This window comes from Brevundimonas sp. M1A4_2e, from assembly GCF_053345555.1.
Genome location: NZ_JBKFAI010000006.1, coordinates 67744 through 91922 on the forward strand (window position 1 = coordinate 67744; position 24179 = coordinate 91922).

Annotated in this window: 22 protein-coding genes and 1 tRNA gene; 11 read left to right on the plus strand and 12 right to left on the minus strand. The window is 68.9% G+C overall.

Going from position 1 to position 24179, the window contains the following annotated elements; genetic code table 11:
* Positions 1-61: 61 nt before the first annotated feature.
* The 3 genes from ACLBV5_RS12795 to ACLBV5_RS12805 all read right to left on the minus strand — a co-directional run bounded on the left by ACLBV5_RS12795 (position 62) and on the right by ACLBV5_RS12805 (position 4721).
* Positions 62-1714: a serine hydrolase gene (locus tag ACLBV5_RS12795; protein WP_447605900.1), complete on the minus strand. Its 1653-nt coding sequence runs from the start codon at positions 1712-1714 to the stop codon at positions 62-64.
* Positions 1715-1784: 70 nt separating this feature from the next.
* The gene (locus ACLBV5_RS12800; protein ID WP_313634128.1) at positions 1785-3695 is read right to left on the minus strand and encodes a BCCT family transporter; all 1911 of its coding nucleotides are present in this window, start codon (positions 3693-3695) and stop codon (positions 1785-1787) included.
* A gap of 150 nt (positions 3696-3845) precedes the next feature.
* The gene (locus ACLBV5_RS12805; protein WP_447605901.1) at positions 3846-4721 is read right to left on the minus strand and encodes an isoaspartyl peptidase/L-asparaginase family protein; all 876 of its coding nucleotides are present in this window, start codon (positions 4719-4721) and stop codon (positions 3846-3848) included.
* 109 nt (positions 4722-4830) lie between these two features.
* Here ACLBV5_RS12805 and ACLBV5_RS12810 point away from each other — a divergent pair, with 109 nt between their 5' ends.
* The gene (locus ACLBV5_RS12810; RefSeq protein ID WP_447605902.1) at positions 4831-5832 is read left to right on the plus strand and encodes an NADPH:quinone oxidoreductase family protein; all 1002 of its coding nucleotides are present in this window, start codon (positions 4831-4833) and stop codon (positions 5830-5832) included.
* A gap of 141 nt (positions 5833-5973) precedes the next feature.
* Here ACLBV5_RS12810 and ACLBV5_RS12815 read toward each other — a convergent pair whose 3' ends face one another.
* Entirely contained in the window at positions 5974-6378 is a 405-nt protein-coding gene (locus tag ACLBV5_RS12815) for a YkvA family protein (protein WP_253122869.1), read from the minus strand.
* Between the two features lie 54 nt (positions 6379-6432).
* On the opposite strand from ACLBV5_RS12815, the gene ACLBV5_RS12820 reads away from it, so the two are divergent.
* The 3 genes from ACLBV5_RS12820 to lpdA all read left to right on the plus strand — a co-directional run bounded on the left by ACLBV5_RS12820 (position 6433) and on the right by lpdA (position 9176).
* Complete coding sequence (locus tag ACLBV5_RS12820) at positions 6433-7215, plus strand: SDR family oxidoreductase (RefSeq protein WP_447605903.1); 783 nt, start codon at positions 6433-6435, stop codon at positions 7213-7215.
* 269 nt (positions 7216-7484) lie between these two features.
* Positions 7485-7559: transfer RNA gene (locus ACLBV5_RS12825), tRNA-Gly, on the plus strand.
* 204 nt (positions 7560-7763) lie between these two features.
* Positions 7764-9176, plus strand: a complete 1413-nt coding sequence (gene lpdA / locus ACLBV5_RS12830; RefSeq protein WP_447605904.1) for a dihydrolipoyl dehydrogenase — start codon at positions 7764-7766, stop codon at positions 9174-9176.
* 107 nt (positions 9177-9283) lie between these two features.
* Here lpdA and ACLBV5_RS12835 read toward each other — a convergent pair whose 3' ends face one another.
* The 3 genes from ACLBV5_RS12835 to fsa are packed head-to-tail and all read right to left on the minus strand — an operon-like array spanning position 9284 to position 11603.
* Complete coding sequence (locus ACLBV5_RS12835) at positions 9284-10228, minus strand: tyrosine recombinase XerC (RefSeq protein ID WP_447605905.1); 945 nt, start codon at positions 10226-10228, stop codon at positions 9284-9286.
* On the minus strand, positions 10210-10911 hold the full coding sequence (locus ACLBV5_RS12840) for a DUF484 family protein (protein WP_025976891.1): 702 nt from the start codon (positions 10909-10911) through the stop codon (positions 10210-10212). The genes ACLBV5_RS12835 and ACLBV5_RS12840 overlap by 19 nt, the downstream gene beginning before the upstream one ends.
* A gap of 38 nt (positions 10912-10949) precedes the next feature.
* Positions 10950-11603, minus strand: a complete 654-nt coding sequence (gene fsa / locus ACLBV5_RS12845; protein ID WP_447605906.1) for a fructose-6-phosphate aldolase — start codon at positions 11601-11603, stop codon at positions 10950-10952.
* A 171-nt stretch (positions 11604-11774) separates the two neighbouring features.
* Between fsa and ACLBV5_RS12850 the strand changes: the two genes are divergently transcribed.
* On the plus strand, positions 11775-13937 hold the full coding sequence (locus ACLBV5_RS12850; protein WP_447605907.1) for a primosomal protein N': 2163 nt from the start codon (positions 11775-11777) through the stop codon (positions 13935-13937).
* Positions 13938-14095: 158 nt separating this feature from the next.
* On the opposite strand, the gene ACLBV5_RS12855 is transcribed toward ACLBV5_RS12850, so the two are convergent.
* Genes ACLBV5_RS12855 through ACLBV5_RS12865 form a run of 3 tightly spaced genes read right to left on the minus strand, consistent with a single transcriptional unit; the run spans position 14096 to position 16802 of the window.
* Positions 14096-14881 carry a glutaminyl-peptide cyclotransferase gene (locus ACLBV5_RS12855; RefSeq protein WP_447605972.1) on the minus strand — a complete coding sequence of 262 codons (786 nt, stop codon included), beginning with the start codon at positions 14879-14881 and terminating at the stop codon, positions 14096-14098.
* 27 nt (positions 14882-14908) lie between these two features.
* Positions 14909-15736 carry a TerC family protein gene (locus ACLBV5_RS12860; RefSeq protein WP_134582184.1) on the minus strand — a complete coding sequence of 276 codons (828 nt, stop codon included), beginning with the start codon at positions 15734-15736 and terminating at the stop codon, positions 14909-14911.
* Positions 15737-15791: 55 nt separating this feature from the next.
* Positions 15792-16802 (minus strand): cation diffusion facilitator family transporter, encoded by a 1011-nt coding sequence (locus ACLBV5_RS12865; RefSeq protein WP_447605908.1) that lies wholly within the window; start codon positions 16800-16802, stop codon positions 15792-15794.
* A 226-nt stretch (positions 16803-17028) separates the two neighbouring features.
* Here ACLBV5_RS12865 and ACLBV5_RS12870 point away from each other — a divergent pair, with 226 nt between their 5' ends.
* From ACLBV5_RS12870 to ACLBV5_RS12890, 5 genes are all read left to right on the plus strand, one after another.
* The gene (locus ACLBV5_RS12870) at positions 17029-17583 is read left to right on the plus strand and encodes a F0F1 ATP synthase subunit delta (RefSeq protein WP_025976885.1); all 555 of its coding nucleotides are present in this window, start codon (positions 17029-17031) and stop codon (positions 17581-17583) included.
* A 67-nt stretch (positions 17584-17650) separates the two neighbouring features.
* Positions 17651-19183: a F0F1 ATP synthase subunit alpha gene (gene atpA / locus ACLBV5_RS12875; protein ID WP_025976884.1), complete on the plus strand. Its 1533-nt coding sequence runs from the start codon at positions 17651-17653 to the stop codon at positions 19181-19183.
* A 37-nt stretch (positions 19184-19220) separates the two neighbouring features.
* On the plus strand, positions 19221-20090 hold the full coding sequence (locus ACLBV5_RS12880) for a F0F1 ATP synthase subunit gamma (protein WP_025976883.1): 870 nt from the start codon (positions 19221-19223) through the stop codon (positions 20088-20090).
* A gap of 37 nt (positions 20091-20127) precedes the next feature.
* Positions 20128-21648, plus strand: a complete 1521-nt coding sequence (gene atpD, locus ACLBV5_RS12885; RefSeq protein WP_025976882.1) for a F0F1 ATP synthase subunit beta — start codon at positions 20128-20130, stop codon at positions 21646-21648.
* Positions 21649-21651: 3 nt separating this feature from the next.
* Positions 21652-21921, plus strand: a complete 270-nt coding sequence (locus tag ACLBV5_RS12890; protein WP_003167474.1) for an ATP synthase F1 subunit epsilon — start codon at positions 21652-21654, stop codon at positions 21919-21921.
* 112 nt (positions 21922-22033) lie between these two features.
* Here ACLBV5_RS12890 and ACLBV5_RS12895 read toward each other — a convergent pair whose 3' ends face one another.
* Complete coding sequence (locus ACLBV5_RS12895; RefSeq protein WP_134582188.1) at positions 22034-22510, minus strand: RNA pyrophosphohydrolase; 477 nt, start codon at positions 22508-22510, stop codon at positions 22034-22036.
* Positions 22511-22587: 77 nt separating this feature from the next.
* Between ACLBV5_RS12895 and ACLBV5_RS12900 the strand changes: the two genes are divergently transcribed.
* Entirely contained in the window at positions 22588-22983 is a 396-nt protein-coding gene (locus ACLBV5_RS12900) for a Tat pathway signal protein (protein ID WP_447605909.1), read from the plus strand.
* Between the two features lie 170 nt (positions 22984-23153).
* On the opposite strand, the gene ACLBV5_RS12905 is transcribed toward ACLBV5_RS12900, so the two are convergent.
* Complete coding sequence (locus ACLBV5_RS12905) at positions 23154-24128, minus strand: ABC transporter ATP-binding protein (protein ID WP_447605910.1); 975 nt, start codon at positions 24126-24128, stop codon at positions 23154-23156.
* Positions 24129-24179: the final 51 nt, after the last annotated feature.

Genomic DNA, 24179 nt, shown 5'->3' on the forward strand with positions numbered 1-24179 from the left:
CACACCCCTCATCCGGCCCTGACGGGCCACCTTCTCCCACAAGGGGAGAAGGGACTTTTTTTCAGACCCGCGTCAGCCGCAGGTCTTGATAGTCGTAGCTGAAGTCGATGTCGGGCGAGACGCCCTTGACCGTGGCGGTCGCGGGCTTGGCCGTGGCGATCGCAAAGGTGATGAAGGCGTCCTCTTCGCGCTTGTCGGGGAAGCGGGTGCGGAAGGTCTCGCCGTCATAGGGCTCCAACCAGCCCTGCAGCGCCGGGGTGTGGGTGAAGCGCAGCCACAGGCCGGACTTGCGGTTGCGGCCGCGACCTTCGGTCTTCGGCTCGATGACGATGTCCCCGTACCAGGGATCGCGCCAGGTTCCGGCGTAGGCCTCCAGCGGCAGGGAGGGGGCCGCGCCCGCCGCCTGCTTGGCGTCGATCTCGACAGCGGCCTTCAGCGACTTCTCGGTTCCCTCGGCCTCGCGCTTCTTGGAGTCGGCGATCCAGTCGACGTCGACCTTGTTCATGGCGATGTCCGAAAGTCCCGAACGCAGGGCGCGCAAGAGGAAGCTCTCCTCGGCGTTGGTGAAGACGGAAAAACCGATTTTGCGGCCGGGGATCAGCACCGTGGCCGAGATGCCGCCGGGCGAGCCGCCGCCGTGCGTCGCCAGCCGCTCGCCGCGATAGTCCTGCACCTGCAGCCCCATGGCGTAGGTCGAGGCCACGGCCCGGTTGGGCAGCTCAGCCGTCGGTCCGTTGGACGAGGAGACGACGATGTTCGGCTTGACCATCTCGCGCGCGGCGGCTTCGGAGAACAGGCGCGACCCGTCGGCCAGCTTGCCGTCGTTCAGACGCACGGCGATCCACTTGGCCCAGTCGTGGGCGCTGGCGCAGATGCCGCCCGCCGCCGCCGCCGAATCCCAGTTCCACACCTCGACGATGGACTCGGCGATCTGGGTCATCGGCCCCTGATAGCGCAGGGGCGGCCCGACGCGGCCGTGGGGCAGGGCGCTTTTCTTCGGATCGGCCAGGCGGGCCAGGGGCACGCTCTCGCTCATGCCGACCTTGTCGAAGATGCGGGTCTGGACGAAGTCCTCCCACGACAGGCCGGATGCCTTCTCGATCACGGCGCCCGCGACCACGAACATCAGGTTGCAGTAGTTGTAGCCTTCGCGAAAGCCGTCCTTGACCGGCACGAAGGCGGCCTGGGCCAGGACCTCGGCGCGGGTCCGGTCGCTATTGGGCCAGAACAGCAGGTCGCCCGCGCCCAGGCCGAAACCCGCGCGGTGGCTGAGGGTATCGCGCACGGTGATCCGCTCGCCCACCATCGGGTCCGACAGGGTGAAGCCCGGCAGATACGTCCTGATCGGCTCGTCCCACTTCACCTTGCCCTCGTCGACCAGGATGGCCAGGCAGGCGGCGGTGACGTTCTTGGAGTTCGACGCAATGGCGAACAGGGTGTGCTCATCGACCGGCTCGGCCTTGCCCTGGCGGCGCACGCCGTAACCCTTGGCCAGCACCGTCCTGCCGTCGCGCACCAGGGCCAGGGACACGGCGGGCTGCTCCGGCCAGGCGGCCATGCAGCGCTGCACCCAGGCGTCGGCGGCGGCGGCGATCTCCTCGTCGGAGCGTGTATCGGCGCTGGTCTGGGCCCAGCCGGTCGTCGGCAGGGCCGCGCCCGTGGCGGCGACGGCGGACGAAATCAGCGCCGCGCGGCGCGACAGGCGGATGGACATCAAGAACGCTCCCGAAGACTGAGCGGCGACGCTACCGCCGCCCGTCTCCGGGGCCAAGGGGGAGTCTGACCTAGGCGGCCAGCCGCCAGCGTTGCAGGTGCTCCAGCACGTCCGCCACGATCTGGGCGCGGGTAAAGCCGGTCACGTCGCGCGGGCGGGCGCCGTCGCCGGTCACGGCGCTGAGCCGCCACTCCAGCGCCCGGCGACTTTCGGGGGCTTCCAGCGCGGTGAGGGCGGGGCGAGGTCGCGACCGGGCGCCCAGTCGATACAGGAAGTCCCGCCCGTTGGCGTGCTCGACCCTCAGCCAGACGCCGTTCTCGTCGCTCTGCACTTCGCTGTTCTCCAGCCCCTCGGCGGCCACGGCGGCGCGCACCTCTTCCAGCGCCGGGGCGCCGTGGCGTGCGATCTGGCGATCAATATCGCGGCGGCTGGCGGGGGCTAGGATGCGCTTGAGCTGTTCGCGCAGCGGCGCCGCGTCGGTCTCGACGGCCTCGCCCTTCAGGTCGGCGTTCATCTGCCGCGCCAAGCCGAAACAGGCCAGGATCATGATGACGGCGAAGGGCAGGGCCGCCACCAGTGTCGCCGCCTGCAGGGCGCCGAGCCCGCCGGCCAGCAGCAGCAGGGCCGCCGCCAGCCCCTGCACCAGGCACCAGTAGATGCGCTGCCAACGCGGCGTGTCCTCGGCGCCGCCCGAGGCCAGGGTGTCGATCACCAGAGAGCCTGAATCCGCCGAGGTGACAAAGAAGACCGCCACCAGGGCGATGGCCAGGACCGAGGTGATCGCCGTCCCCGGCAGATACTCCAGGAAGCGGAAGAGGGCCGTCGACAGGTCCGCCTGAACGGCCTCCGAGATCGCCCCCGCCGCCACGCCCAGGTCCAGGCTCATGGCCGAATTGCCGAAGACCGTCATCCACAGGAAGGTGAAGGCCGACGGCACCAGCAGCACGCCGATCAGGAATTCCCGAACGGTCCGCCCGCGTGAGATGCGGGCGATGAACATGCCGACGAACGGCGACCAGGCGATCCACCAGGCCCAGTAGAACAGGGTCCAGTCCGCCATCCATGCGCGCGGCTCATAGGCGTAGAGGGTGAAGGTGCGGACGAAGAAATGATCCAGATACAGGCCGAAATTCTGCACATAGGCCCGCAGCAGGAACAGCGTCGGCCCCGCGATCAGCACGAACAGCATCAGGCAGACGGCGATGACGAGGTTCAACTCGGACAGTCGCCGCACCCCCTTGTCTACGCCCGTCAGGACCGAGATCGTCGCCGCACCCATGACCACGGCGATCAGCCCGACCTGCATCATCACATTGCTGGGTACGCCGAAGACGTAGTTCAGTCCCGAGTTCATCTGCGCCACGCCCAGCCCCAGGGAGGTGGCGATGCCGAACAGCGTGCCGCAGATGGCGAAGATGTCGACCGCATCGCCCAGCCAACCATTCACCCGCTTGCCCAGTAGGGGATAGAGACTCGACCGCATGGTCAGGGGCAGACCCTTCCTGTGCGCGAAATAGCCCAGGCTGAGGCCGACCACGGCGTAGATGGCCCAGGCATGCACGCCCCAGTGGGTATAGGTGATGACCATGGCCTCGCGCGCGGCGTTCAGCGTGCCGGGCTGGGCCTCGGGCGGGGCGATGTAGTGCTGAACCGGCTCGGCCACGGCGAAATACATCAGGCCGATACCCATGCCCGCCGCGAACAGCATGGCCAGCCAGGAGACATAGGGAAAGTCCGGCTCGGCGTCGTCCGGCCCCAGCTTCAGCCGTCCGGTCGGCCCGACCGCCAGCACCGCCACAAACAGCAGGAAGCCCGCCACCGAGGCCACGTAGAACCAGCCGAACGTGTCTATGACCCAGGCCTGGGCGCGCCCGAACAGCAGGTCGGACGTAGCGGGCGCCATCAGGGCGAGCAGCAGCAGCCCGCCCGCAATCGCGCTGGCCCCCCAGAAGACGCGGGGGTTCATCTTGGTCGTCAGCATGGGGGCCAAGCGTCCGGCGAAGCTTATTGTTCCAGCCCTTCGCCGACCCTGCTGCAGATCAGGCCCCAGGTCAGGGTTGAGGACAGGCGCAGGAACCGGTCAGGCGGCGCAGATGAGAGGAGGCGAGGGCGGCGCCGCCCTCGCGACGGTTCACCGCTCGAACACTTCGACCCCGATCAGGCCGTCGGTCGCCAGCCAGGCGCGCTTCATGCCCTGGCTGTTGTAGGGGGCGGCGATGTTCCCCTCCCGGTCCAGGGCGATCAGGCCGCCGTCGCCGCCCAGGGCGCCGATGCGGTCGATCACGCTCTGAGAGGCCTCGGCCAGCGACTGACCGGCGGCGACGCCGAAGGCGGTGCGGGCGGCGGCGGCGACGCGGATGAAATACTCGCCCTGTCCGGTGCAGGAGACGGCGGCGTGCTCGTCGGCCCAGGTTCCGGCGGCGGGGATGGGGGTGTCGCCGACGCGGCCCGGCATCTTGCCGAACACGCCCGCGGTCGAGGTGGCGGCCGCCAGACGGCCCTGGCTGTCCAGCACGCAGCAGCCGACGGTGCCATGGCTCAACATGCTGGGCGGGTGGTTGTCCTCGCCCTTGCCGGCGCCGGTGAACCAGGCGGCGGGGTCGTCCACGCGCGCCAGGCCCTGTTCGGCGGCGAAGCGGGCGGCGCCGCTTCCGGCCAGCATGACGTGGGGGGTGCGGTCCATCACCGCGCGGGCGGCGACGACCGGGTTGCGGAAGCCCTGCAGGGCGGCGACGGCCCCGGCCTTGCCGGTCGCGCCGTCCATCAGGCTGGCGTCCAGCTCATATTCGCCCGCCAGATTGGGCGAGGCGCCGCGCCCGGCGACGTAGAGGCCGGAGTCTTCGAGCATGACGACGGCCTCGACCGCCACGTCCAGCGCCGAGGCGCCGGCGTCCAGCCGCGCCTTCATCGCCTCGACCACCTGGCGCATGTTGGCGACCTCGGCGTCGTAGTTGCGCTCGCGCCGGGCCCCGGCGCCGCCGTGAAGGATGAGGGCGGGTTTCGCCATGATCGTCTCCTCAGAACCTGTTCGGCCTCTTTGCATCGGGCCGCAGGCTGATTAGCGTCGCTGGCGTGTCGGCGCCATGGCCGGCGGGGGTGGCTGAAGAGAGTTCCTAATGCGCGCAGTCCTGTCCAAGGCTCCCGGCGGCCCGGAATCGCTTGTCGTCGAGGAGGTCATGGACCCCACGCCCGGACCGGGCGAGGTGGTGATCGAGGTCAAGGCCGTGGGCGTCAACTATCCCGACGCCCTGATCATCGCCGACAAATACCAGTTCAAGCCCGAGCGCCCTTTCGCGCCGGGGGCCGAGGTCGCCGGCGTGGTCGACGCTGTCGGCGAAGGGGTGAAGGGCGTGTTCCGGGGCGACCGGGTCGTCGCCGTGCCCGGCTGGGGCGGCATGGTCGAGCGACTGAAGGTCAGGGCCGAGACCCTGATCCCTATCCCCGACGGCATGGACTATGAGACCGCCGCCGGCTTCATCATGACTTACGGCACCAGCTATTACGCGCTGAAAGACCGGGCGCAGCTGCAGCCGGGCGAGACCCTGCTGGTGCTGGGCGCGGCGGGGGGCGTCGGCGCCGCCGCCGTCGAGCTGGGCAAGGCGATGGGCGCACGCGTGGTCGCCGCCGCCTCGACCAACGACAAGGTGGAGTTCGCGCTGGAGTTGGGCGCCGACAACGGCCTGATCTACCCGTCCGGCCCGATGGACAAGGCGGCGCAGAAGACGCTGTCGGGCGAGTTCAAGCTGTCGACCGGCCGCGACGGCGCCGATGTGGTCTTCGACGGGGTGGGCGGCGACTACGCCGAGCCGGCCCTGCGCGCGATGGACTGGAACGGGCGCTACCTGGTGGTGGGCTTCCCGGCGGGGATTCCGTCCCTGCCGTTGAACCTGACGCTGCTGAAGTCGGTGTCGGTCATCGGCGTCTTCTGGGGCGCCGCCGTCGCCCGCGATCCCAAGGCCCACGCCGCCAACATGGCAGAGCTGATGCAGCTCTACGCCGAGGGCAAGATCAAGCCGCGCGTCAGCCGCACCTTCCCGCTGGAACGCGCCCATGAGGCCATTCAGGCGCTCAGCGACCGCACGGCCGTCGGCAAGATCGTGGTGAAGGTCGAGGATTGATCGGAGCATCCTTCTCCCCTTGTGGGAGAAGGTGGCCCGTCAGGGCCGGATGAGGGACGGCGACAGGATTTCAGACCAGGCGCCGACACCCCTCATCCGAGCGCCTCCGGCGCCCACCTTCTCCCACAAGGGGAGAAGGATTTATTCCTCGTCCTCCCGCAGCCGTTTCAGCGCCTGCGCCGCCTGATCGTGATGGCGCGGTTTCAGGTGCGCGCCCAGGGTCGCCAGCACGGCGGCGATCACCGCCGCGTCGTCGGTGAAGCCGATGCCGGCGAAGATGTCGGGAATGGCGTCCACCGGCATGACGAAATAGGCCAGCGCCCCCAGGATCAGGCCCTTGGCCGCCAGCGGGGTCTTGGGGTCCTGGGCCGCGTACCACGCGGCGACCGCCTGCTGGGCGAAGGGGATGCGGGCGGCGGTGCGCCGCATCTTGGGCCAGAAGCCCTTGCGCACGCGCAACTCGTTCACCTTCTGCACGGCGGGAACCAGGGCCTTGTCAGGATTGATGGCGTCATCAGGCGACATTCCGTTGGTCTTTGCGGTCATGGCCGCTAAATCCTCGCACGAGCACTCGGTTCAATCGAATATAGGACGACTTCCATGAAACTCGACGCTTCGATCGCGGCGGTGGTGACGGGCGGGGCTTCGGGCCTTGGCGAAGGCACGGCGCGCGCCCTGGCGGCCAAGGGCGTCAAGGTCGCCCTGTTCGACCTGAACGAAGAGCGCGGCGAGGTCATCGCCCAGGAGATCGGCGGCGTCTTCTGCAAGGTCGACGTAACTTCGGACGACAGCGTCGCCGCCGGATTCGCCAAGGCGCGCGCCGCCCATGGCCAGGAGCGTCTGACCGTCAACTGCGCCGGCATCGCCACCGGCCAGAAGACCGTCAGCCGCAAGAAGGACACCGGCGAGATCCGCGCCCACGACATGGCCCAGTTCGAGCGCACCGTCTCGATCAACCTGTTCGGCACCTTCCGCGTCCTGTCGCAGTCGGCGGCGGGCATGGTCACCATGGAGCCGATGGAAGACGGCGAGCGCGGCCTGATCGTCAACACCGCCTCGGTCGCGGCGCAGGACGGCCAGATCGGCCAGGCGGCCTATTCGGCGTCCAAGGGCGGCGTCTACGCCATGACCCTGCCGATCGCGCGCGACCTGATGAACGAGGGCGTGCGGGTCAACACCATCCTGCCGGGCATCATGTGGACGCCGATGATGGCGGGCATGGATCAGAAGGTGCAGGACGCCCTGGCCGCCATGATCCCCTTCCCCAAGCGCCTGGGCACGCCGGCCGACTACGCCGCCCTGGCCCTGCATCTGGCCGAGAACACCTACATCAACGGCGAGTGCATCCGTCTGGACGGGGCTATACGCCTCGCCCCTCGCTAAGGCGAGGAGCGGAAGGCCGCTAACGCTCGCCGCGCGGCGGCTCGCTGCTTGAGCGGGTCGGGCGCGTAACGGCAGGCGGCGGCGCTTTGAAGCGGCCTCCGGGGCGTCCTTTCGGGCGTTTCGGGGGCCGTTTTCGTGTGAAGTTTCAGGGCTGTTCGAAAAAAATCGACGGATTGGACGAAAATCGAAAAAGGGGCTTGCGCGATCCGAAGCGGGTCCGCTATACGCCCCTTCCTCGACGGGGAGCAGCACATCGCTCCCAACGGAGTGCGGGCGTAGCTCAGGGGTAGAGCATCACCTTGCCAAGGTGAGGGTCGGGCGTTCGAATCGCCTCGCCCGCTCCAGTCGAAGCGTGGAAAACGGGGTCCGGCCGCAAGGTCGGGCCCCGTTTCGCTTTTCCGCCCATTGTGTTCAGCCTGCATGGCCGCGCGCGCGATCGCGGCCTATATGGAGCCTGGCGGTTGACCCCGCCGGGAGCGGCGCTAGTGTCCGCGCCGCTTCCTTCCCAGCGCATTTCGTATCCAGCGCCAGACCGATCAGAGGACCTCATGGCCGACGCCGCTTCCCAGACCTATGACGTGGTGATCATCGGGGGCGGGCCCGGCGGCTACAACGCCGCCATCCGCGCCGGCCAGCTGGGCCTCAAGGCCGCCCTGGTCGAGAAGCGCGCCACGCTGGGCGGCACTTGCCTGAACGTCGGCTGCATGCCCTCCAAGGCCCTGCTGCACGCCTCGGAGCTCTATGAGGCCGCCAACGTCGAGTTCGCCGGCATCGGCATCGAGGTGAAGCCCAAGCTGAACCTTTCCCAGATGCACAAGGCCAAGGACGACAGCGTCGAGGCCCTGACCAAGGGCATCGAATTCCTGATGAAGAAGAACAAGGTCGACGTGGTGAAGGGCTTCGGCCGCATCGCGGGTCAGGGCAAGGTCGAGGTGGAAGCCGAGGGCGGCGCCAAGACCACGCTGGAGACCAAGAACATCATCATCGCCACCGGCTCCGAGCCGACCCCCCTGCCGGGCGTCGCCTTCGAAGACGGCAAGGTCATCGACTCGACCGGCGCCCTGTTCCTGCCCAAGGTGCCCAAGCACCTGATCGTCATCGGCGCGGGCGTCATCGGCCTGGAGCTGGGTTCGGTCTGGCGCCGCCTGGGCGCCCAGGTCACGGTCGTGGAGTTCCTCGACAAGGTCGGCGCGGGCATGGACGGCGAAGTCGCCACCGCCTTCCAGCGCGGCCTGACCAAGCAGGGCATGACCTTCCGCATGGGGACCAAGGTCACCGGCGCTCAGACCTCCAAGGACGGCGTCGAACTGACGCTGGAGCCGGCCAAGGGCGGCGCGGCGGAGACGCTGAAGGGCGACGTGGTGCTGGTCGCCATCGGCCGCCGCCCCTACACGCAAGGCCTGGGGCTGGAGACGGTCGGCGTCACGCCGGATCAGCGCGGCTTCATCGCCAACGACCACTTCAAGACCTCGGCGCCGGGCGTCTGGGTCATCGGCGACGTGACGCACGGCCCGATGCTGGCCCACAAGGCCGAGGAAGACGCCGTGGCCGTGATCGAGCTGATCGCAGGCAAGCCGGGCCACGTCGACTATGACCTGGTGCCGTCGGTGATCTACACCGGCCCGGAAGTGGCCTGGGTCGGCAAGACCGAAGAGGCGCTGAAGGCTGCGGGCGTCAACTACAAGAAGGGCAAATTCCCCTTCGCCGCCAACAGCCGCGCCAAGATCAACCACGAGACCGAGGGCTTCGTGAAGGTCCTGGCCGACGCCGCGACCGACAAGGTCCTGGGCGTCCACATCTACGGCCCGCAGGCCGGCGAGCTGATCGGCGAGGCCTGCATGACCATGGCCTTCGGCGGATCGTCCGAGGACATCGCCCGCACCTGCCACCCCCACCCGACACGCTCCGAAGCCGTCCGCCAGGCGGCCATGGGCGTCGAGGGCTGGACCATGCAGGCGTAAGCCTCCGGCTTCCGTTTGAAGTCAGAACGGCGCGCTCCGCACGGGGCGCGCCGTTTTGTTTGGAACGGCGTCAGGAAGCGCGATCATGGCGGTCTGGCCCCCCGGGGTCAGCCGCGCGGGTGCGCCTGCGAGTAGGCGGCCAGCAGGCGGGCGGCGTCGACCTGGGTGTATTTCTGCGTCGTCGACAGGCTGGCGTGGCCCAGCAGTTCCTGGATCGAACGCAGATCGGCCCCCGCCCCCAGCAGGTGGGTGGCGAAGCTGTGCCTCAGCGCGTGGGGCGTCGCGGAGGCGGGCAGGCCGAGCCGTCCGCGCAGGCGCTGCACCGTCGCCTGCACATGGCGGGCGTTCAAGGGGCCGCCGCGCCGCGCTCGGAACAGGGCCTGCTCGGCGTCGATGACGAAGGGCTGGAGCGCAAGATAGGCGTCGATCGCCTCGCGCACCTGGGGCAGGACGGGGACCATGCGCGTCTTGCCGCCTTTGCCGGTGATGCGAAGGCTGTCCGGCAGGGGGGCGTCCGACCGCGTCAGCGACAGGGCCTCCGAAATCCGCAGGCCGCAGCCGTAGAGCAGGGTCAGGACGGCGCGGTCGCGCGCCGCCTCCCACGGCTCCATGTCGGGGTCGGCCTCGGGTTCGTGCAGCAGCCCTTTCGCCTGATCCTCGCTGATCGGTCGGGGCAGTGAGGGCTTGACCTTGGGCCCGCGCACCAGGGTCAGTTGCGGTGTCGCCACGCCCAGCCGTCGGTCGAGGAAGGCGTGAAAGCCCCGGATGGCGGCCAGGGTCTGGCTGAGCGAGCGGGCGTTCAGCGGGCGCTCGCCGCTGCGGCGCTCGGCCAGGTGGGCGCGCGCCTCGGCCGCCGTGACCGAGCCGAGCTCGGCCGCGCTTTGCGGCCCGCCGCGATGGCGCTCCAGAAAGGCCAGATACAGCCGCCCGATATGGCCATAGGCCTCGAGCGTGCGCGGCGACAGGCGGCGTTCGTGGGCGAGATGCTCCAGCCAGGCGGCCAGGGCGTCCTGCGAAGTCATGGAGGGGGCGGTCAGGCTTCCAGCGGCCATCGCTCGGCCATGCGTTCGACGACGCGGGCGACGAAGGCCACCAGTTCGCAGCCCATGGCGGGGGTGAAGCCGTCGTCCTCGGCCGAGCCGAAGGCGCACAGGGCCGGTCGGGGCAGGCTTTCGCCGGGCGCGCTCAGGCTCATCCGCACCAGGGCGACCGAGGCGACTTCGCCCTCAGAAGGGCCGAACAGGCTGAGGCCGGTGAAGTTGGGACCGAGCCAGTGCAGGCCGTCCTCGCCCAGCAGGGCGTCGACGCGGCCCGGCTCCAGCGCCTTCCAGCCGAAGGGGACGGCGCCCGGCTTCTCGATCGCCACGGCGGCGCCGGCCAGGCCGAAGCGGCCCTGCGCGACGGCGTCCAGATGGCGCGCCAGTTCAACGTGGGTGCGCGCCTCCATCAGGTCCAGGGCGGCGACATGGGTCTGGGTCTGGGCGGCGAAGTTGGCGCGGGCGATCTCTTCGATCAGCTTGCGCGCGCCGGCCTCGCGCTGGGCCACGGCCTCCAGCCGCGCCAGGGCGGCGCGGCCGAAATCGACGACGTTGCGGCCGGTGGCGGCCAGGCCCAGCTCTTCCAGCAGGGCCCGGTCGTCCAGCAGGTGTTCGGCGTGATCTTCCAGCCAGGCGCGCACCTGCGGCCAATGAAGGCCCGCGGCCGGGTCGGCAGAGAGGTCCAGGGAAGTGCTCAAGCGGGACCTCTCATCGGGTCAGAACTACAGAATCGGCGTCACAGGATGGACTGACCGGTCTTGCCCCAGTCCGCCAGAAACGCATCCAACCCCTTGTCGGTTAACGGGTGCTTGACCAAGGCCTTGAAAACGTCGGCCGGAATGGTCGAGGCGTCGGCCCCGGCCAAGGCGGCGGCGGTCACATGGTCCGTATTGCGCACCGAGGCGGCCAGGATTTCCGTGCTGAAGTCGTGGATGTCGTACAGGGTGCGGATGTCCTCCAGCAGGCCCACGCCGTCGGCGCCGACATCGTCCAGACGGCCGACGAAGGGCGAGATGAAGGTCGCGCCGGCCTTGGCCGCCAGCATGGCCTGGGCCGCCGAGAAACACAGGGTGACGTTGGTCTTGATCCCCTTGTCGGCGAAGGCGCGCGTTGCGCGCAGCCCGTCCCACGTCAGCGGCAGCTTGACCACGACGTTGGGGGCGATGGAGGCCAGCTTGTCGCCCTCCTTGACCATGGTCTCGAAGTCGGTGGCCACGGCCTCGGCCGAGATCGGCCCCTCGACCAGGGCGCAGATTTCGGCGATGACCTCGGCGATGTTGCGACCCGACTTGGCGATCAGGCTAGGATTGGTGGTGACGCCGTCCACCATCCCGGTGGGCAGCAGGTCCTTGATGACGGCGACGTCGGCGGTGTCGAGAAAGAGTTTCATGGGGAAGAGTTCTAACCCTGACCAACGCGAAGGGCGACTCCCCTTTTCCTCCCCATTTTATGGGGAGGGGGACCACGTCGTGGTGGAGGGGCATGCCCGGTTTGAAGCAGCCCCTCCGTCACGGCGCTGCGCGCCGCGCCACCTCCCCACTCAGTGGGGAGGAGAAGCCGCGTGAAGGTCGCCTCCGTCCTCATCCCCCTGCCGGTGCCGGAAGCCTTTGACTACGAAGTCCCCGAGGAACTGACGGTCGCGCGCGGCGATCAGGTCGCCGTGCCGCTGGGGCCGCGCCTGATCCGGGGCGTAGTGGCCGAAGTGTTCGAGACGACCGGCTCCAACCGCAAGCTGAAGGCGGTCGAGCAGGTGCTGGACGATCCGCGCCTGCCGGAACGCACGCTGGACTTCGTCGAATGGGCGGCGCGCTGGACGCTCAGCCCGCCTGGGGAGATGGCGGCCACGGCGCTGAAGGGCCTGCGCGCGCCGCGGCCCCGGCCCGAGCGGCGGGTGCGGCGTGTCGAGGGCCGCAGTCCCGCCCGCCCGACGGCGGCGCGCACGGCGGTGCTGGAGGCCCTGGGCCAACGATCCATGCCCGGCCCCGATCTGGCGCGGGCGGCGGGCGTCTCGTCCGGGGTGGTCAAGGGCCTGGTCGATGAAGGGGTGCTGGAGCCGTTCGAGGTCGAGGCGGTCGCCGCCTTCGACCCGCCCGATCCCGACCATGCGCCCGCGACCCTGAACCCGGATCAGGCGGCCTCGGCGGCGGCCATTGCGGACGCTGTGGCGGCGGGCGGCTTCGCCCCCTTCCTGCTGGACGGGGTGACGGGCTCGGGCAAGACCGAGGCCTATCTGGAGGCGGCGGCGCGGGCGCTGCGGGCCGATCCGACGGCGCAGGTGCTGATCCTGCTGCCCGAGATCGCCCTGACCCAGGCGGTGATCGAGCGCATCACCGCCCGCTTCGGCGTCGCCCCGGCCGAATGGCATTCCGGCGTCGCCCCGCCGCGCCGGCGACAGGCGTGGGAGGCGGTGGTCTCCGGCCGCTGCAACATCGTCGTCGGCGCGCGCTCGGCCCTGTTCCTGCCCTACGCCAACCTGAAGCTGATCGTGGTGGACGAAGAGCACGACGGCTCGTTCAAACAGGAGGAAGGGCTAGTCTATCACGGCCGCGACCTGGCCGTGGCGCGGGCGCGGATCGAGGGGGCGACGGTCGTCCTCGCCTCGGCCACCCCGTCGCTGGAGACGCTGTGGAACGCCCATCAGGGGCGGTATCGCTGGCTGAAGCTGGCGGCGCGACACGGGGCGGCGGTCCTGCCCGAGATCGGCCTGATCGATCTGCGCGACTGTCCGCCGGACCCGCAGACCTGGCTGTCCGCACCTTTACGCGAAGCCATCGGCGAGACGCTGACGCGCGGCGAGCAGAGCCTGCTGTTCCTGAACCGGCGCGGCTACGCCCCGGTGGTGCTGTGCCGGTCGTGCGGGCATCGGCTGACGGCGCCGGATACGGATTCCTGGCTGGTCGAGCATCGCTACACCGGGCGGCTGGTCTGCCATCTGACCGGATTCTCCATGCCCAAGCCGAAGGCCTGCCCGTCGTGCGGGGCCGAGGATTCGCTGGTCCCCGTGGGGCCGGGCGTCGAGCGGGTCGAGGAAGAGGTGCGCCAGCTGTTCCCCGAGGCGCGCACCGCTGTGTTCAGCTCGGACACCGTGCCGGACGGCAAGTCGGCCCGCGCCCTGATACAGAGCATGGCCGACGGCGAGATCGACATTCTGGTCGCCACCCAGGCTGCGGCGAAAGGCCACAACTTCCCGCGCCTGACGCTCGTGGGCGTGGTGGACGCGGATCTGGGCCTGCGCGGCGGCGACCTGCGCGCGGCCGAGCGCACCTATCAGCTGCTGGCCCAGGCCACGGGCCGGGCGGGGCGGGCGGACAAGCCGGGCCGCGCCCTGCTGCAGACCTGGACGCCCGAGCATCCGGTGCTGCAGGCCCTGGCGGCGGGCGACCGCGACGCCTTCGTCGAGGCCGAGATGGCCGAGCGCGAGGCGGCCTCCCTGCCGCCGCACGGCCGTCTGGCGGCGCTGATCCTGTCCAGCGAGAACGCCATGGCGGTCGAGAAGGTCGCCCGCGACCTGGCCGAGGCCATCCCCAACGCCGAGCGGCTGGAGGTCTATGGCCCCGCCGACGCGCCCCTGGCCCTGGTGCGCGGACGGCGACGCAAGCGGCTGTTGGTGCGGGCGGATCGCGACGTGAACCTGCAGGCCTTCCTGCGCGCCTGGCTGGCGCGGGTGAAGGTCCCGGCGTCCGTCAGACTGACCGTGGACGTGGATCCTTATAGTTTCTTGTAGGGCGCTATCGCTCGCCGCCGGCGGCTCGCTGCTTGAGCGCGTCCCTTACATCCGCTCACCCCGGCGGACGCCGGGGCCCAGTGAGAGCCTCAGAAGCGGTCGTTTGCAGCCAAAGGACTGGATCCCGGCGTCCGCCGGGACGAGCGGGAAGAAGGGGCTTATCGCGGCCCGGTGAGCCGGATCTCGAACAGGGCGGGCCAGTCCTTGCCGGTGACGAACAGGCGGCGGCTCTTGGCGTCCCAGGCGATGCCGTTCAGCACGTCGTCGGCCGGATCCTGCACCGGATCCTTGAGCAGGCCGGTCAGGTCGATGACGCCGACGACCTGGCCGGACGCCGGGTCGATGCGGACGATGTAGTCGGTCTGCCAGACGTTGGCCCAGACCTCGCCGTCGATCCATTCCAGCTCGTTCAGCCGCCCCAGCGGACGGCCGTTCAGGGTGACGGCGAGGCGGCCGGTCTCGGCCTGGGTGTCGAGGTCGAGAAAGCGCAGGGTCGCCGATCCATCCGACAGGATCAGGCGCGTTCCGTCGTGCGTCAGCCCCCAGCCTTCGCCCGCATAGGCGAAGCGCGACAGGGGGCTCAGGTCCTTGGCGTCCCAGATGAAGCCGACGCCGTTGATCCAGGACAGGGAGAAGACGCGCCCGTCCTTCTCGGTCAGGCCCTCGCCGAAATACTCGGGGTCGAGTTCATGACTCTGAAGCACGACGCCGTCCTCCAGCCGCACGCGGCGGACGCTGGACGGGTTGCGGCCGGTGCTCTCGATCAGCACGCCGTCGCGGATGACCAGCCCTTGGGTGAAGGCGGCCGGATCGTGGGGAAAGGCCCGCACCACCTCATAGCCGTAGACCGCAATCGGCGCGGGCGCTGGGCGGGCGGGGGAAGATGGGGGGGCCGGCCCCGGCGCTTGCGCCGCCGCCGGCGCGCAAAGCGCCAGCAGAAGCATCGCCAGGACCGGCCCCACGCCCATGTCTTAGACGCCGGGCTCGGCGGTTTCGGCCTTGTTGAGGGCGGCCCGCGCGGCTTCCTGGGCCTGGGCCTTTCTGATCTGGGCGTTGCGCGACCACATGTTCAGGCCTTCCACCAGAGCCGAGAAGGCCATGGCGGCGTAGATATAGCCCTTGGGCACATGGACGCCGAAGCCGTCGGCGATCAGCACGGCGCCGATCATCAGCAGGAAGCCCAGGGCCAGCATGACCACGGTCGGGTTCTTGTCGATGAAGTTGGCCAGCGGATCGGCGGCCAGCAGCATGACGGTCACGGCGGCGATGACGGCCACCATCATGATGGGCACGTGTTCGGTCATGCCGACGGCGGTCAGGATCGAATCGACCGAGAAGACCAGGTCCAGCAGGATGATCTGGAAGATGGCCGCGCCGACGTTGTTGAGGACGACGTCCTTCTTGTCCTTCTCCAGCAGATCGTTCGACGGGGTGGTGTCGACCGAGTGGTGGATTTCCTTCGTGGCCTTCCACAGCAGGAACAGGCCGCCGGCGATCAGGATCAGGTCGCGCCAGGAGAAGGCGGTGTCGAAGGTCTCGCCGTGGAAGCCCAGGTCGAACACGGGCTGGGTCAGGCCGACGATCCAGCCGATGGTGGCCAGCAGGCCCAGACGCATGATCAGGGCCAGGCCGATGCCGATGCGGCGCGTGCGTTGGCGATGCTCGGGCGGGAGCTTGTTGGAGAGGATCGAGATGAAGATCAGGTTGTCGATCCCCAGCACGACCTCCATGACCACCAGAGTCACGAGGGCCGCCCAGGCGGCGGGGTCGCTGAGGAGCGGGGTTATGCTTTCAAGCATCGGGTTTCCAGGATGTGATGGTGAGCATAAGCGGTAACGGGGCCGTGAGGTTGCATCAAGCGGTCGTGCGCGGCGTCGTGGTCGCACCCCCCGGCACATCGGACACCAGGGCGCCCGGCCCGCCCCCCGCCATGACGGCCGCGCGGACCGCCGCGTGGCTGGCCAGGCTCTGGGCCTCGACATAGATGCGGCCTGCCTGGGGGTGGGCGGCGCGGATGCGCTGCTCCAGCCGCGCCACGGCAGCCTCGACATCGGCGGCGCTGAGCCGGTCGTCGAAATCCAGGCTGAGGGCGACCAGGATCTCGTTGGGTCCGAAATGCATGGTGCGCAGGTCGTTCAGACCCTCGACGCCCGGCTCGGAGCGGGCGATGGCGGCGATGCCGGCCCGCGTGACTGGATCGGCGGCCTCGCCGGTCAGCAGGCTCTGGCTCTCGAAGGCCAGGAAGCCGGCGGTCAGGGCCAGCACGACCCCGATGGCCACGGAGGCGACCCCGTCGATGACGGGCAGGCCGAAGACGTGGCTGGCGACCACCCCGATCAGGGCGATGACCAGGCCGGTCAGGGCGGCGGTGTCCTCGAACAGCACGGTGAAGACGGTGGGGTCCTTGCTGTCGCGCACGGCGGCCAGCAACGGGCGGCCGCCGCGCTGGCCGTTGAAGGCCCTCAACGCCACCCACCAGGAGCCGCCCTCGAACAGCACCGCCAGCCCCAGCACCAGATAGTTGACCCAGGGGTTCTGGATCGGCTCGGGCGCGCGGATGCGCTCGAGCCCGTGCAGGATCGAGATGACCGCCCCCAGGCCGAAGATCAGGATGGCGACGACGAAGGTGTAGAAATAGAGCTGAAGCCCGTGACCGAAGGGATGGCTCTCGCTGGCCGGCCGCGCGGCGCGGCGCAGGCCGATCAGCAGCAGGACCTGATTGCCGGTGTCCACGGCCGAGTGGATCGCCTCGCTCATCATGGCGGCCGAGCCGGTGAACAGGGCGGCGGCGAATTTCGTGATGGCGATGGCGGCGTTGCCCGCCAGGGCCGCGAAGATCACCTGCTTGGATGTAGAGGCGGCCATGACATCCCGCTTCGGTTCGACCAAAGGAGCGCGGGTGCGGCGTTATCGTTCCGCGCCCCTTGGTTGCGGCTTGCGGCCTTGCATGGTATCAGCCGCGCGGCTTTAGCGAAGGGCGTATCGAAAGATGCGTCCCCAGCGTGCTTTCTCAAAGCATATCAGGCCCTTGACTGGCGCAGGCGACTGCGGCCGGTCTTGCGACAATCGCTTCAGACGCGGACCAATATAAGTGGCGGACGATTTCAGGACGACGGAAGTCGGCGGACGGTATGCACAGGCGCTGTTCGACCTGGCGGATGAGACGGGGGCGCTGGACGCCGTGCGCGCCGATCTGGCTTCGCTGAAGGCGGCCTGGATCGACAGCGCCGACCTGCGCCGTCTGGCGACCTCGCCGCTGATCTCTTCGGATGATCAGGCCAAGGGTCTGGCGGCCATCGCCGACAAGGCGCAGTTCACGGCCACGACGCGCAACTTCCTGGGCCTGCTGGGCCAGAACGGCCGCGCGGCGGACCTGCCGGGCGTGATCGCCGCCTTCGAGGCGCTGTACGCCAAGAAGACGGGCGTGGTGGCCGCCGAGGTGACTTCGGCCGTGGCTCTCAGCGCCGCTCAGACCAAGACGATCCAGAGCGAGCTGCGCGCCGCCCTGGGCCGCGACCCCGAACTGACCGCCCGCGTCGATCCGTCGATCCTGGGCGGCCTGAAGGTCAAGGTGGGCTCGAAGCTGTTCGACGCCTCGCTGAAGACCAAGCTCGACCAGATGACCTTTGCGCTGAAGCGCGCCTAAACCCCGAATTTCAGTTCAAGCCGGGCCAGCGGGCCCGCACCGAAGACGAAAGCCGAAAGAGCCAATCATGGATATCCGCGCCGCCGAAATCTCGGCCATCCTCAAGTCGCAGATCGCCAACTTCGGCGTAGAAGCCGACGTTTCCGACGTCGGCCAGGTGCTGTCGGTCGGCGACGGCATCGCGCGCATCCACGGCCTGGACAACGTCCAGGCGGGTGAAATGGTCGAGTTCACCAAGGCCGGCGTGAAGGGCATGGCCCTGAACCTGGAACGCGACAACGTCGGCGCGGTGATCTTCGGCGCGGACGCCGCCATCGCCGAGGGCGACGACGTGCGTCGCCTGGGCGAGATCGTGGACGTGCCGGTCGGCAAGGGCCTGCTGGGCCGCGTCGTCAACCCGCTGGGCGAGCCGATCGACGGCAAGGGCCCGATCCAGTTCACCGAGCGTCGCCGCGTCGACGTGAAGGCCCCTGGCATCATCCCGCGTAAATCGGTTCACGAGCCGATGCAGACGGGCATGAAGGCCATCGACACCCTGATCCCGGTCGGCCGCGGCCAGCGCGAGCTGATCATTGGCGACCGTCAGGTCGGCAAGACCGCCGTCGCCATCGACACCATCCTGAACCAGAAGACGGTCAACAAGTCGGACGACGAGTCGGCCAAGCTGTACTGCATCTACGTCGCCATCGGCCAGAAGCGCTCGACCGTGGCCCAGATCGTCAAGACTCTCGAAGAGTCGGGCGCGCTGGAATACACCATCGTCGTGGCCGCCACCGCGTCGGAACCGGCCCCGCTGCAGTTCCTGGCCCCGTTCGCCGGCACCGCCATGGGCGAGTATTTCCGCGACAACGGCATGCACGGCCTGATCATCTATGACGACCTGTCCAAGCAGGCCGTGGCCTACCGCCAGATGTCGCTGCTGCTGCGCCGTCCGCCGGGCCGTGAAGCCTACCCGGGCGACGTCTTCTACCTGCACAGCCGCCTGCTGGAGCGTTCGGCCAAGCTGAACGAGGATTACGGCTCGGGCTCGCTGACCGCCCTGCCGATCATCGAAACCCAGGCCAACGACGTGTCGGCCTACATCCCGACCAACGTGATTTCGATCACCGACGGCCAGATCTTCCTGGAATCGGACCTGTTCTATCAGGGCATCCGTCCGGCCGTGAACGTCGGCATCTCGGTGTCGCGCGTGGGCTCCTCGGCCCAGATCAAGGCCATGAAGCAGGTCGCCGGTTCGATTAAGGGCGAGCTGGCCCAGTATCGTGAAATGGCCGCCTTCGCGAAGTTCGGCTCGGACCTGGACGTCTCGACCCAGCGCCTGCTGGCCCGCGGCGCCCGCCTGACCGAGCTGCTGAAGCAGCCGCAGTACTCGCCGCTGGCCGTCGAGGAGCAGGTCGTGTCGATCTACGCCGGCACGCGCGGCTATCTGGACGGCATCGCCGTTTCGGACGTCGGCCGCTTCGAGAGCGAACTGCTGGCCCGCGTTCACGCCAACCACGCCTCGCTGCTGGAAGGCATCCGCACCAAGAAGGCCCTGACGCCCGAGCTGGAAGCCGAGCTGAAGGACATCCTGGCGGCCTTCGCCAAAACCTTCGCCTGATCGTTCGGCCCTGTAGTCAAAGGAAGAGCAGAGCCGGATGGCTAGCCTCAAGGAAATGCGCGATCGGATCGGAAGCGTCAAAGCGACGCAGAAGATCACGAAAGCCATGCAGATGGTCGCCGCGGCCAAGCTGAAGCGCGCCCAGGAGCAGGCGGAGAACGCCCGCCCCTATGCGTCGCGGATGGCCTCGGTCATCGCCAACCTGGCGGCGGGCGTCGGCGACGACGGCCCGCGCCTGATGACCGGAACCGGCGCCGACCAGAAGCACCTGGTCGTCGTCGCCACGGCCGACAAGGGTCTGGCGGGCGGGTTCTCGACCAACGTCATCCGCGCCGCGCGCGATCACATCAACAGCCTGATCGCCAACGGCAAGGACGTCGAGATCGTCGCTGTCGGCCGCAAGTCGCGCGACCAGCTGACCCGCCTGTTCGGGGACAAGGTCGTCAAGACTTTCGAGTTGAGCGAGCACAAGACGGTGGGCCTGCACTCGGCCCAGCCGATCGCCGAACTGCTGGCTGAAAAGTTCGAGGCGGACGAGGCCGACAAGGTCACGCTCTTCTACAGCCAGTTCAAGTCGGTGATCTCTCAGGTCCCGTCGTCGCGTCAGCTGGCCCCGGCCGAAGTCGACGCCGACGCCTCGGCCGACGCCGGCGCGCTCTATGAGTACGAGCCGTCGGAAGAGGACATCCTCGAGACCCTGCTGCCGCGCAACCTGACGACGCAGATCCTGGCCGCCCTTCTGGAAAACCAGGCCGGCTTCTTCGGCGCCCAGATGGCTGCGATGGACAACGCCACGCGCAACGCCGGCGACCTCATCAGCGCCTTGACGCTGCAGTACAACCGTTCCCGCCAGGCCCAGATCACCACCGAGCTGATCGAGATCATCGCCGGCGCTGAAGCGCTCTGATCCCGACACAGCCGACATTCGACACGGATAAACCCCGATGACCGACACCACCGCCCCCAAGAAACCCGCCGCCAAGAAGCCGGCCGCCAAGAAGGCCGCTCCGGCCGCCGCTCCCGTCGCTGTCGCGGGCCAGGGCAAGATCGCCCAGGTCATCGGCGCCGTCGTCGACGTTGAGTTCACCGGCCACCTGCCGGGCATTCTGAACGCTCTGGAAACCCAGAACGTCGACCAGAAGACGGGCGAGCCCTTCACCCTGGTCCTGGAAGTGGCCCAGCACCTGGGTGAGAACATGGTCCGCACCATCGCTATGGACACGACCGAAGGTCTGACGCGCGGCCAGGCCGTCGTCGACACCGGCAAGTCGATCATGGCCCCGGTCGGCCCGGGCACGCTCGGCCGCATCATGAACGTCGTCGGCCAGCCGATCGACGAAGCCGGTCCGATCAAGACCACCGAGTTCCGCCCGATCCACCGCGAGGCGCCTTCGTTCGAGGAGCAGTCGACCTCGTCGGAAATCCTGGTCACGGGCATCAAGGTCATCGACCTGATCTGCCCCTACACCAAGGGCGGCAAGACCGGCCTGTTCGGCGGCGCCGGCGTCGGCAAGACCGTGACCATGCAGGAACTGATCAACAACATCGCCAAGGCGTACGGCGGTTATTCGGTTCTGGCCGGCGTGGGCGAACGCACCCGCGAAGGCAACGACCTGTATCACGAGATGATCGAGTCGAACGTGAACGTCGCCGGCGGCGGCGAAGGCTCCAAATGCGCCCTGGTCTACGGCCAGATGAACGAGCCCCCCGGCGCCCGCGCCCGCGTGGCCCTGACCGGCCTGGCCCAGGCCGAATACTTCCGCGATGAAGAGGGCAAGGACGTCCTGCTGTTCATCGACAACATCTTCCGCTTCACGCAAGCCGGTTCGGAAATGTCGGCTCTGCTGGGCCGCATCCCCTCGGCCGTGGGCTATCAGCCGACGCTGGCCACCGAGATGGGCAACCTGCAGGAGCGCATCACCTCGACCAAGAAGGGCTCGATCACCTCGATCCAGGCCATCTACGTCCCGGCTGACGACCTGACCGACCCGGCGCCCGCCGCCTCGTTCGCCCACTTGGACGCGACCACGGTTCTGAACCGCGACATCGCCGCCCAGGCCATCTTCCCGGCCGTGGACCCGCTGGACTCCACCTCGCGGATCATGGACCCGCTGGTGATCGGCGAAGAGCACTACACGGTCGCCCGCCGCGTTCAGGAAATCCTGCAGCAGTACAAGGCGCTGAAGGACATCATCGCCATCCTGGGCATGGACGAGCTGTCGGAAGACGACAAGCTGGTCGTGTCGCGCGCCCGCAAGATCCAGCGCTTCCTGTCGCAGCCCTTCTTCGTGGCCGAGCAGTTCACCGGTTCGCCGGGCAAGTTCGTCGAGCTGGCTGACACCATCCGCTCGTTCAAGGCGATCTGCGACGGCGAATACGACCACCTGCCGGAAGCCGCCTTCTACATGGTCGGCGCCATCGAAGAGGCCGTCGAGAAGGCCGCCAAGATGGCTGCGGAAGCCTAAGTCATGGCCGGTAAGCTGAACTTCTCCCTCGTCGCCCCGGAACGCGAAGTCTTCGCCGGTTCGGTCGATCAGGTCGATGCGCCGGGCGTCGAGGGCGACTTCGGCGTCCTGCCGGGCCACGCGCCCTTCATGACCACCCTGCGCGAAGGCGTGGTGACCGTCTATGACGGCGCCCAGCGTCGCCGCTTCGAGGTCAAGGGCGGCTTCGCCGACGTCAACGGCGAAGGCCTGACCATCCTGGCCGAAGAGGCCTCGGAGCTGACCGCGAACTAAGGTTCGCGCGGCTGAAACGATCAAAGGCCCCTCGCTCCGGCGGGGGGCCTTTTGTTTTGAGCGATGGCTTTAGTGCATTGGCGGAAGGGCCGAGGGGTTGGAGGGCGAGCGCTTAGGCGGCCCACTCTCCGAACGCCTGCACCACCTGCTCATAGACCGGCCGTTTGAACGGCACGATCAGGCCGGGCGCTTCGTCCAGCCGCCCCCAGCGCCAGGCGTCGAACTCGGGCTCGCCGTGCGCGTTCAGGTCGATCTCGTCTTCGGCGCCGGTCAGGCGGAAGGCGAACCACTGCTGGCGCTGCCCCTTCAGCCCCTTCCAGCTCTTCGGGCTCGGCAGGCCCTCGGGGAAGTCATAGGGGATCCAATCCCTCGTGCGGCCCAGAAGGGCGATGGAGCGCACGCCGGTCTCCTCGTGCAGTTCGCGGCGGGCGGCGGCCTCCAGGTCCTCGCCGTCGTCGACGCCGCCTTGCGGGAACTGCCAGTTCCACGGCTCGGGCGTGTCGGCGCGGCGGCCGAACCAGACCTGGCCGGCCGGGTTGAACAGGACGACCCCGACGTTGGGGCGATAGAGGGACAGATCGATGCTCATGCCCTTCGCATACGCCGCCGTCTCGATGCGGGCTAGGCGTCAACGTCCGGGAAAGGCGCCGCGACTAAGGTCGCCGCATGGACAGACGTCATCTGATCGGCCTGACTTTGAGCGCCTTGACGCTGGCGGGCGCGGCGCAGGCTTCGCCTGAGAAGAGCGGCGGCGGCAAGGGCGGCTATCTGTCCTTGCCCACCGCCACGGCCACGGTTCTGCGCCGCGACGGGCGGCGCGGGGTCATGACGGTCGAGACCGGGCTGGACATCGCCGACGGCGCCCTGATGGAGCGGGCGCGCCTGTCGCAGCCGCGCCTCAGCGCCGCCTATAACGAGATCGTCCGCATCGCCGCCGAGCGGCTGCTGCCGGACGCGCCGCCGAATGTCGAATGGCTGGTGGTGGCGTTGCAGCACGCGACGGACGCGATCCTGGGCAAGCCGGGGGCCAAGCTGCTGCTCGGCACGGTGATGGTGGCGTGATCCGCGTCGTCATCCTCCGGCGTAGCGAAGCGGAGACCGGGGGACCCAGCGGCGCCCGTAGGGCGAAAGCGGCCGCCACCGCTCTAGCCGTAAAGATCGCCTTCGGCGCCGCTGGGTCCCCCGGTCGCGCCGCTCCGCGGCTTGCCGGAGGATGACGGAGGGGGGAGAGGTCAGTCCTGCGTCGGATCGGGGCGGCTCGTGTCGCCGTAGGTCATGGCCAGGAAGACGTCTTCCAGATCCGGATCTTCGGTGGCGATGTCCTTGATGGTCACGCCCGCTGCGCGCACGGCCGCCAGCACCTGTTCGACGCTGGACTCGCCCGTGCGGTAGGTGACGACGAAGGCGCCGTTGGCGCGCGGGGCGACGTGGAAGCCGTTCAGGACCGGCAGGGTCTCGGGCGCCGTCTCGGGCGTCACCACCACGTTGCGGGTGTCGAGACGTTTCAGCAGCTGCTGCGTCGGCTCGCAGGCCACGACCTCGCCCCGGTTGATGATGGCGATGGTGTCGCACAGCTCCTGGGCCTCTTCGAGGTAGTGGGTGGTCAGGATCACCGTCACCCCCTCCTCGTTGATCTTGCGGACATAGTCCCACAGCTGGCGGCGCAGCTCGACGTCCACGCCCGCCGTCGGCTCGTCCAGGATCAGCACGGGCGGATTGTGCACCAGGGCCTTGGCCACCATCAGGCGCCGCTTCATGCCGCCGGACAGGGCGCGGACATAGGCGTTGGCCTTGTCCGACAGGCCCAGGGCCGCCAGCAGTTCGTCCGAGCGGCGCTCGTTGGCGGGCACGCCGTAAAAGCCGGCCTGGACCTCCAGCGCCTCGCGCGGGGTGAAGAAGACGTCGGCGACGATTTCCTGCGGCACCACCCCCAGGGCCGAGCGGGCGTCGCGCGCCTCATGGTCGATGTCGCGGTCCCAGATGCGGACCGTGCCCTCGGACTTGTTCACCACTCCGGCGATGATGTTGATCAGGGTCGACTTGCCCGCGCCGTTGGGCCCCAGCAGCCCGAACATCGAGCCGCGCGGCACTGTCAGGTCGACCCCGCGCAGGGCCGTCTTCGGCGGCGACTTGCGCGAGCCCTTGTAGGTCTTCTTCAGCCCCCTGACCTCGATGGCGTTGACGGGCAGGGCGGGGGCTTGGGTCATGGCGCGGACTTCGACTCGGGCAGGGAGGGGCGGACGGCATAGGTAGGGGGC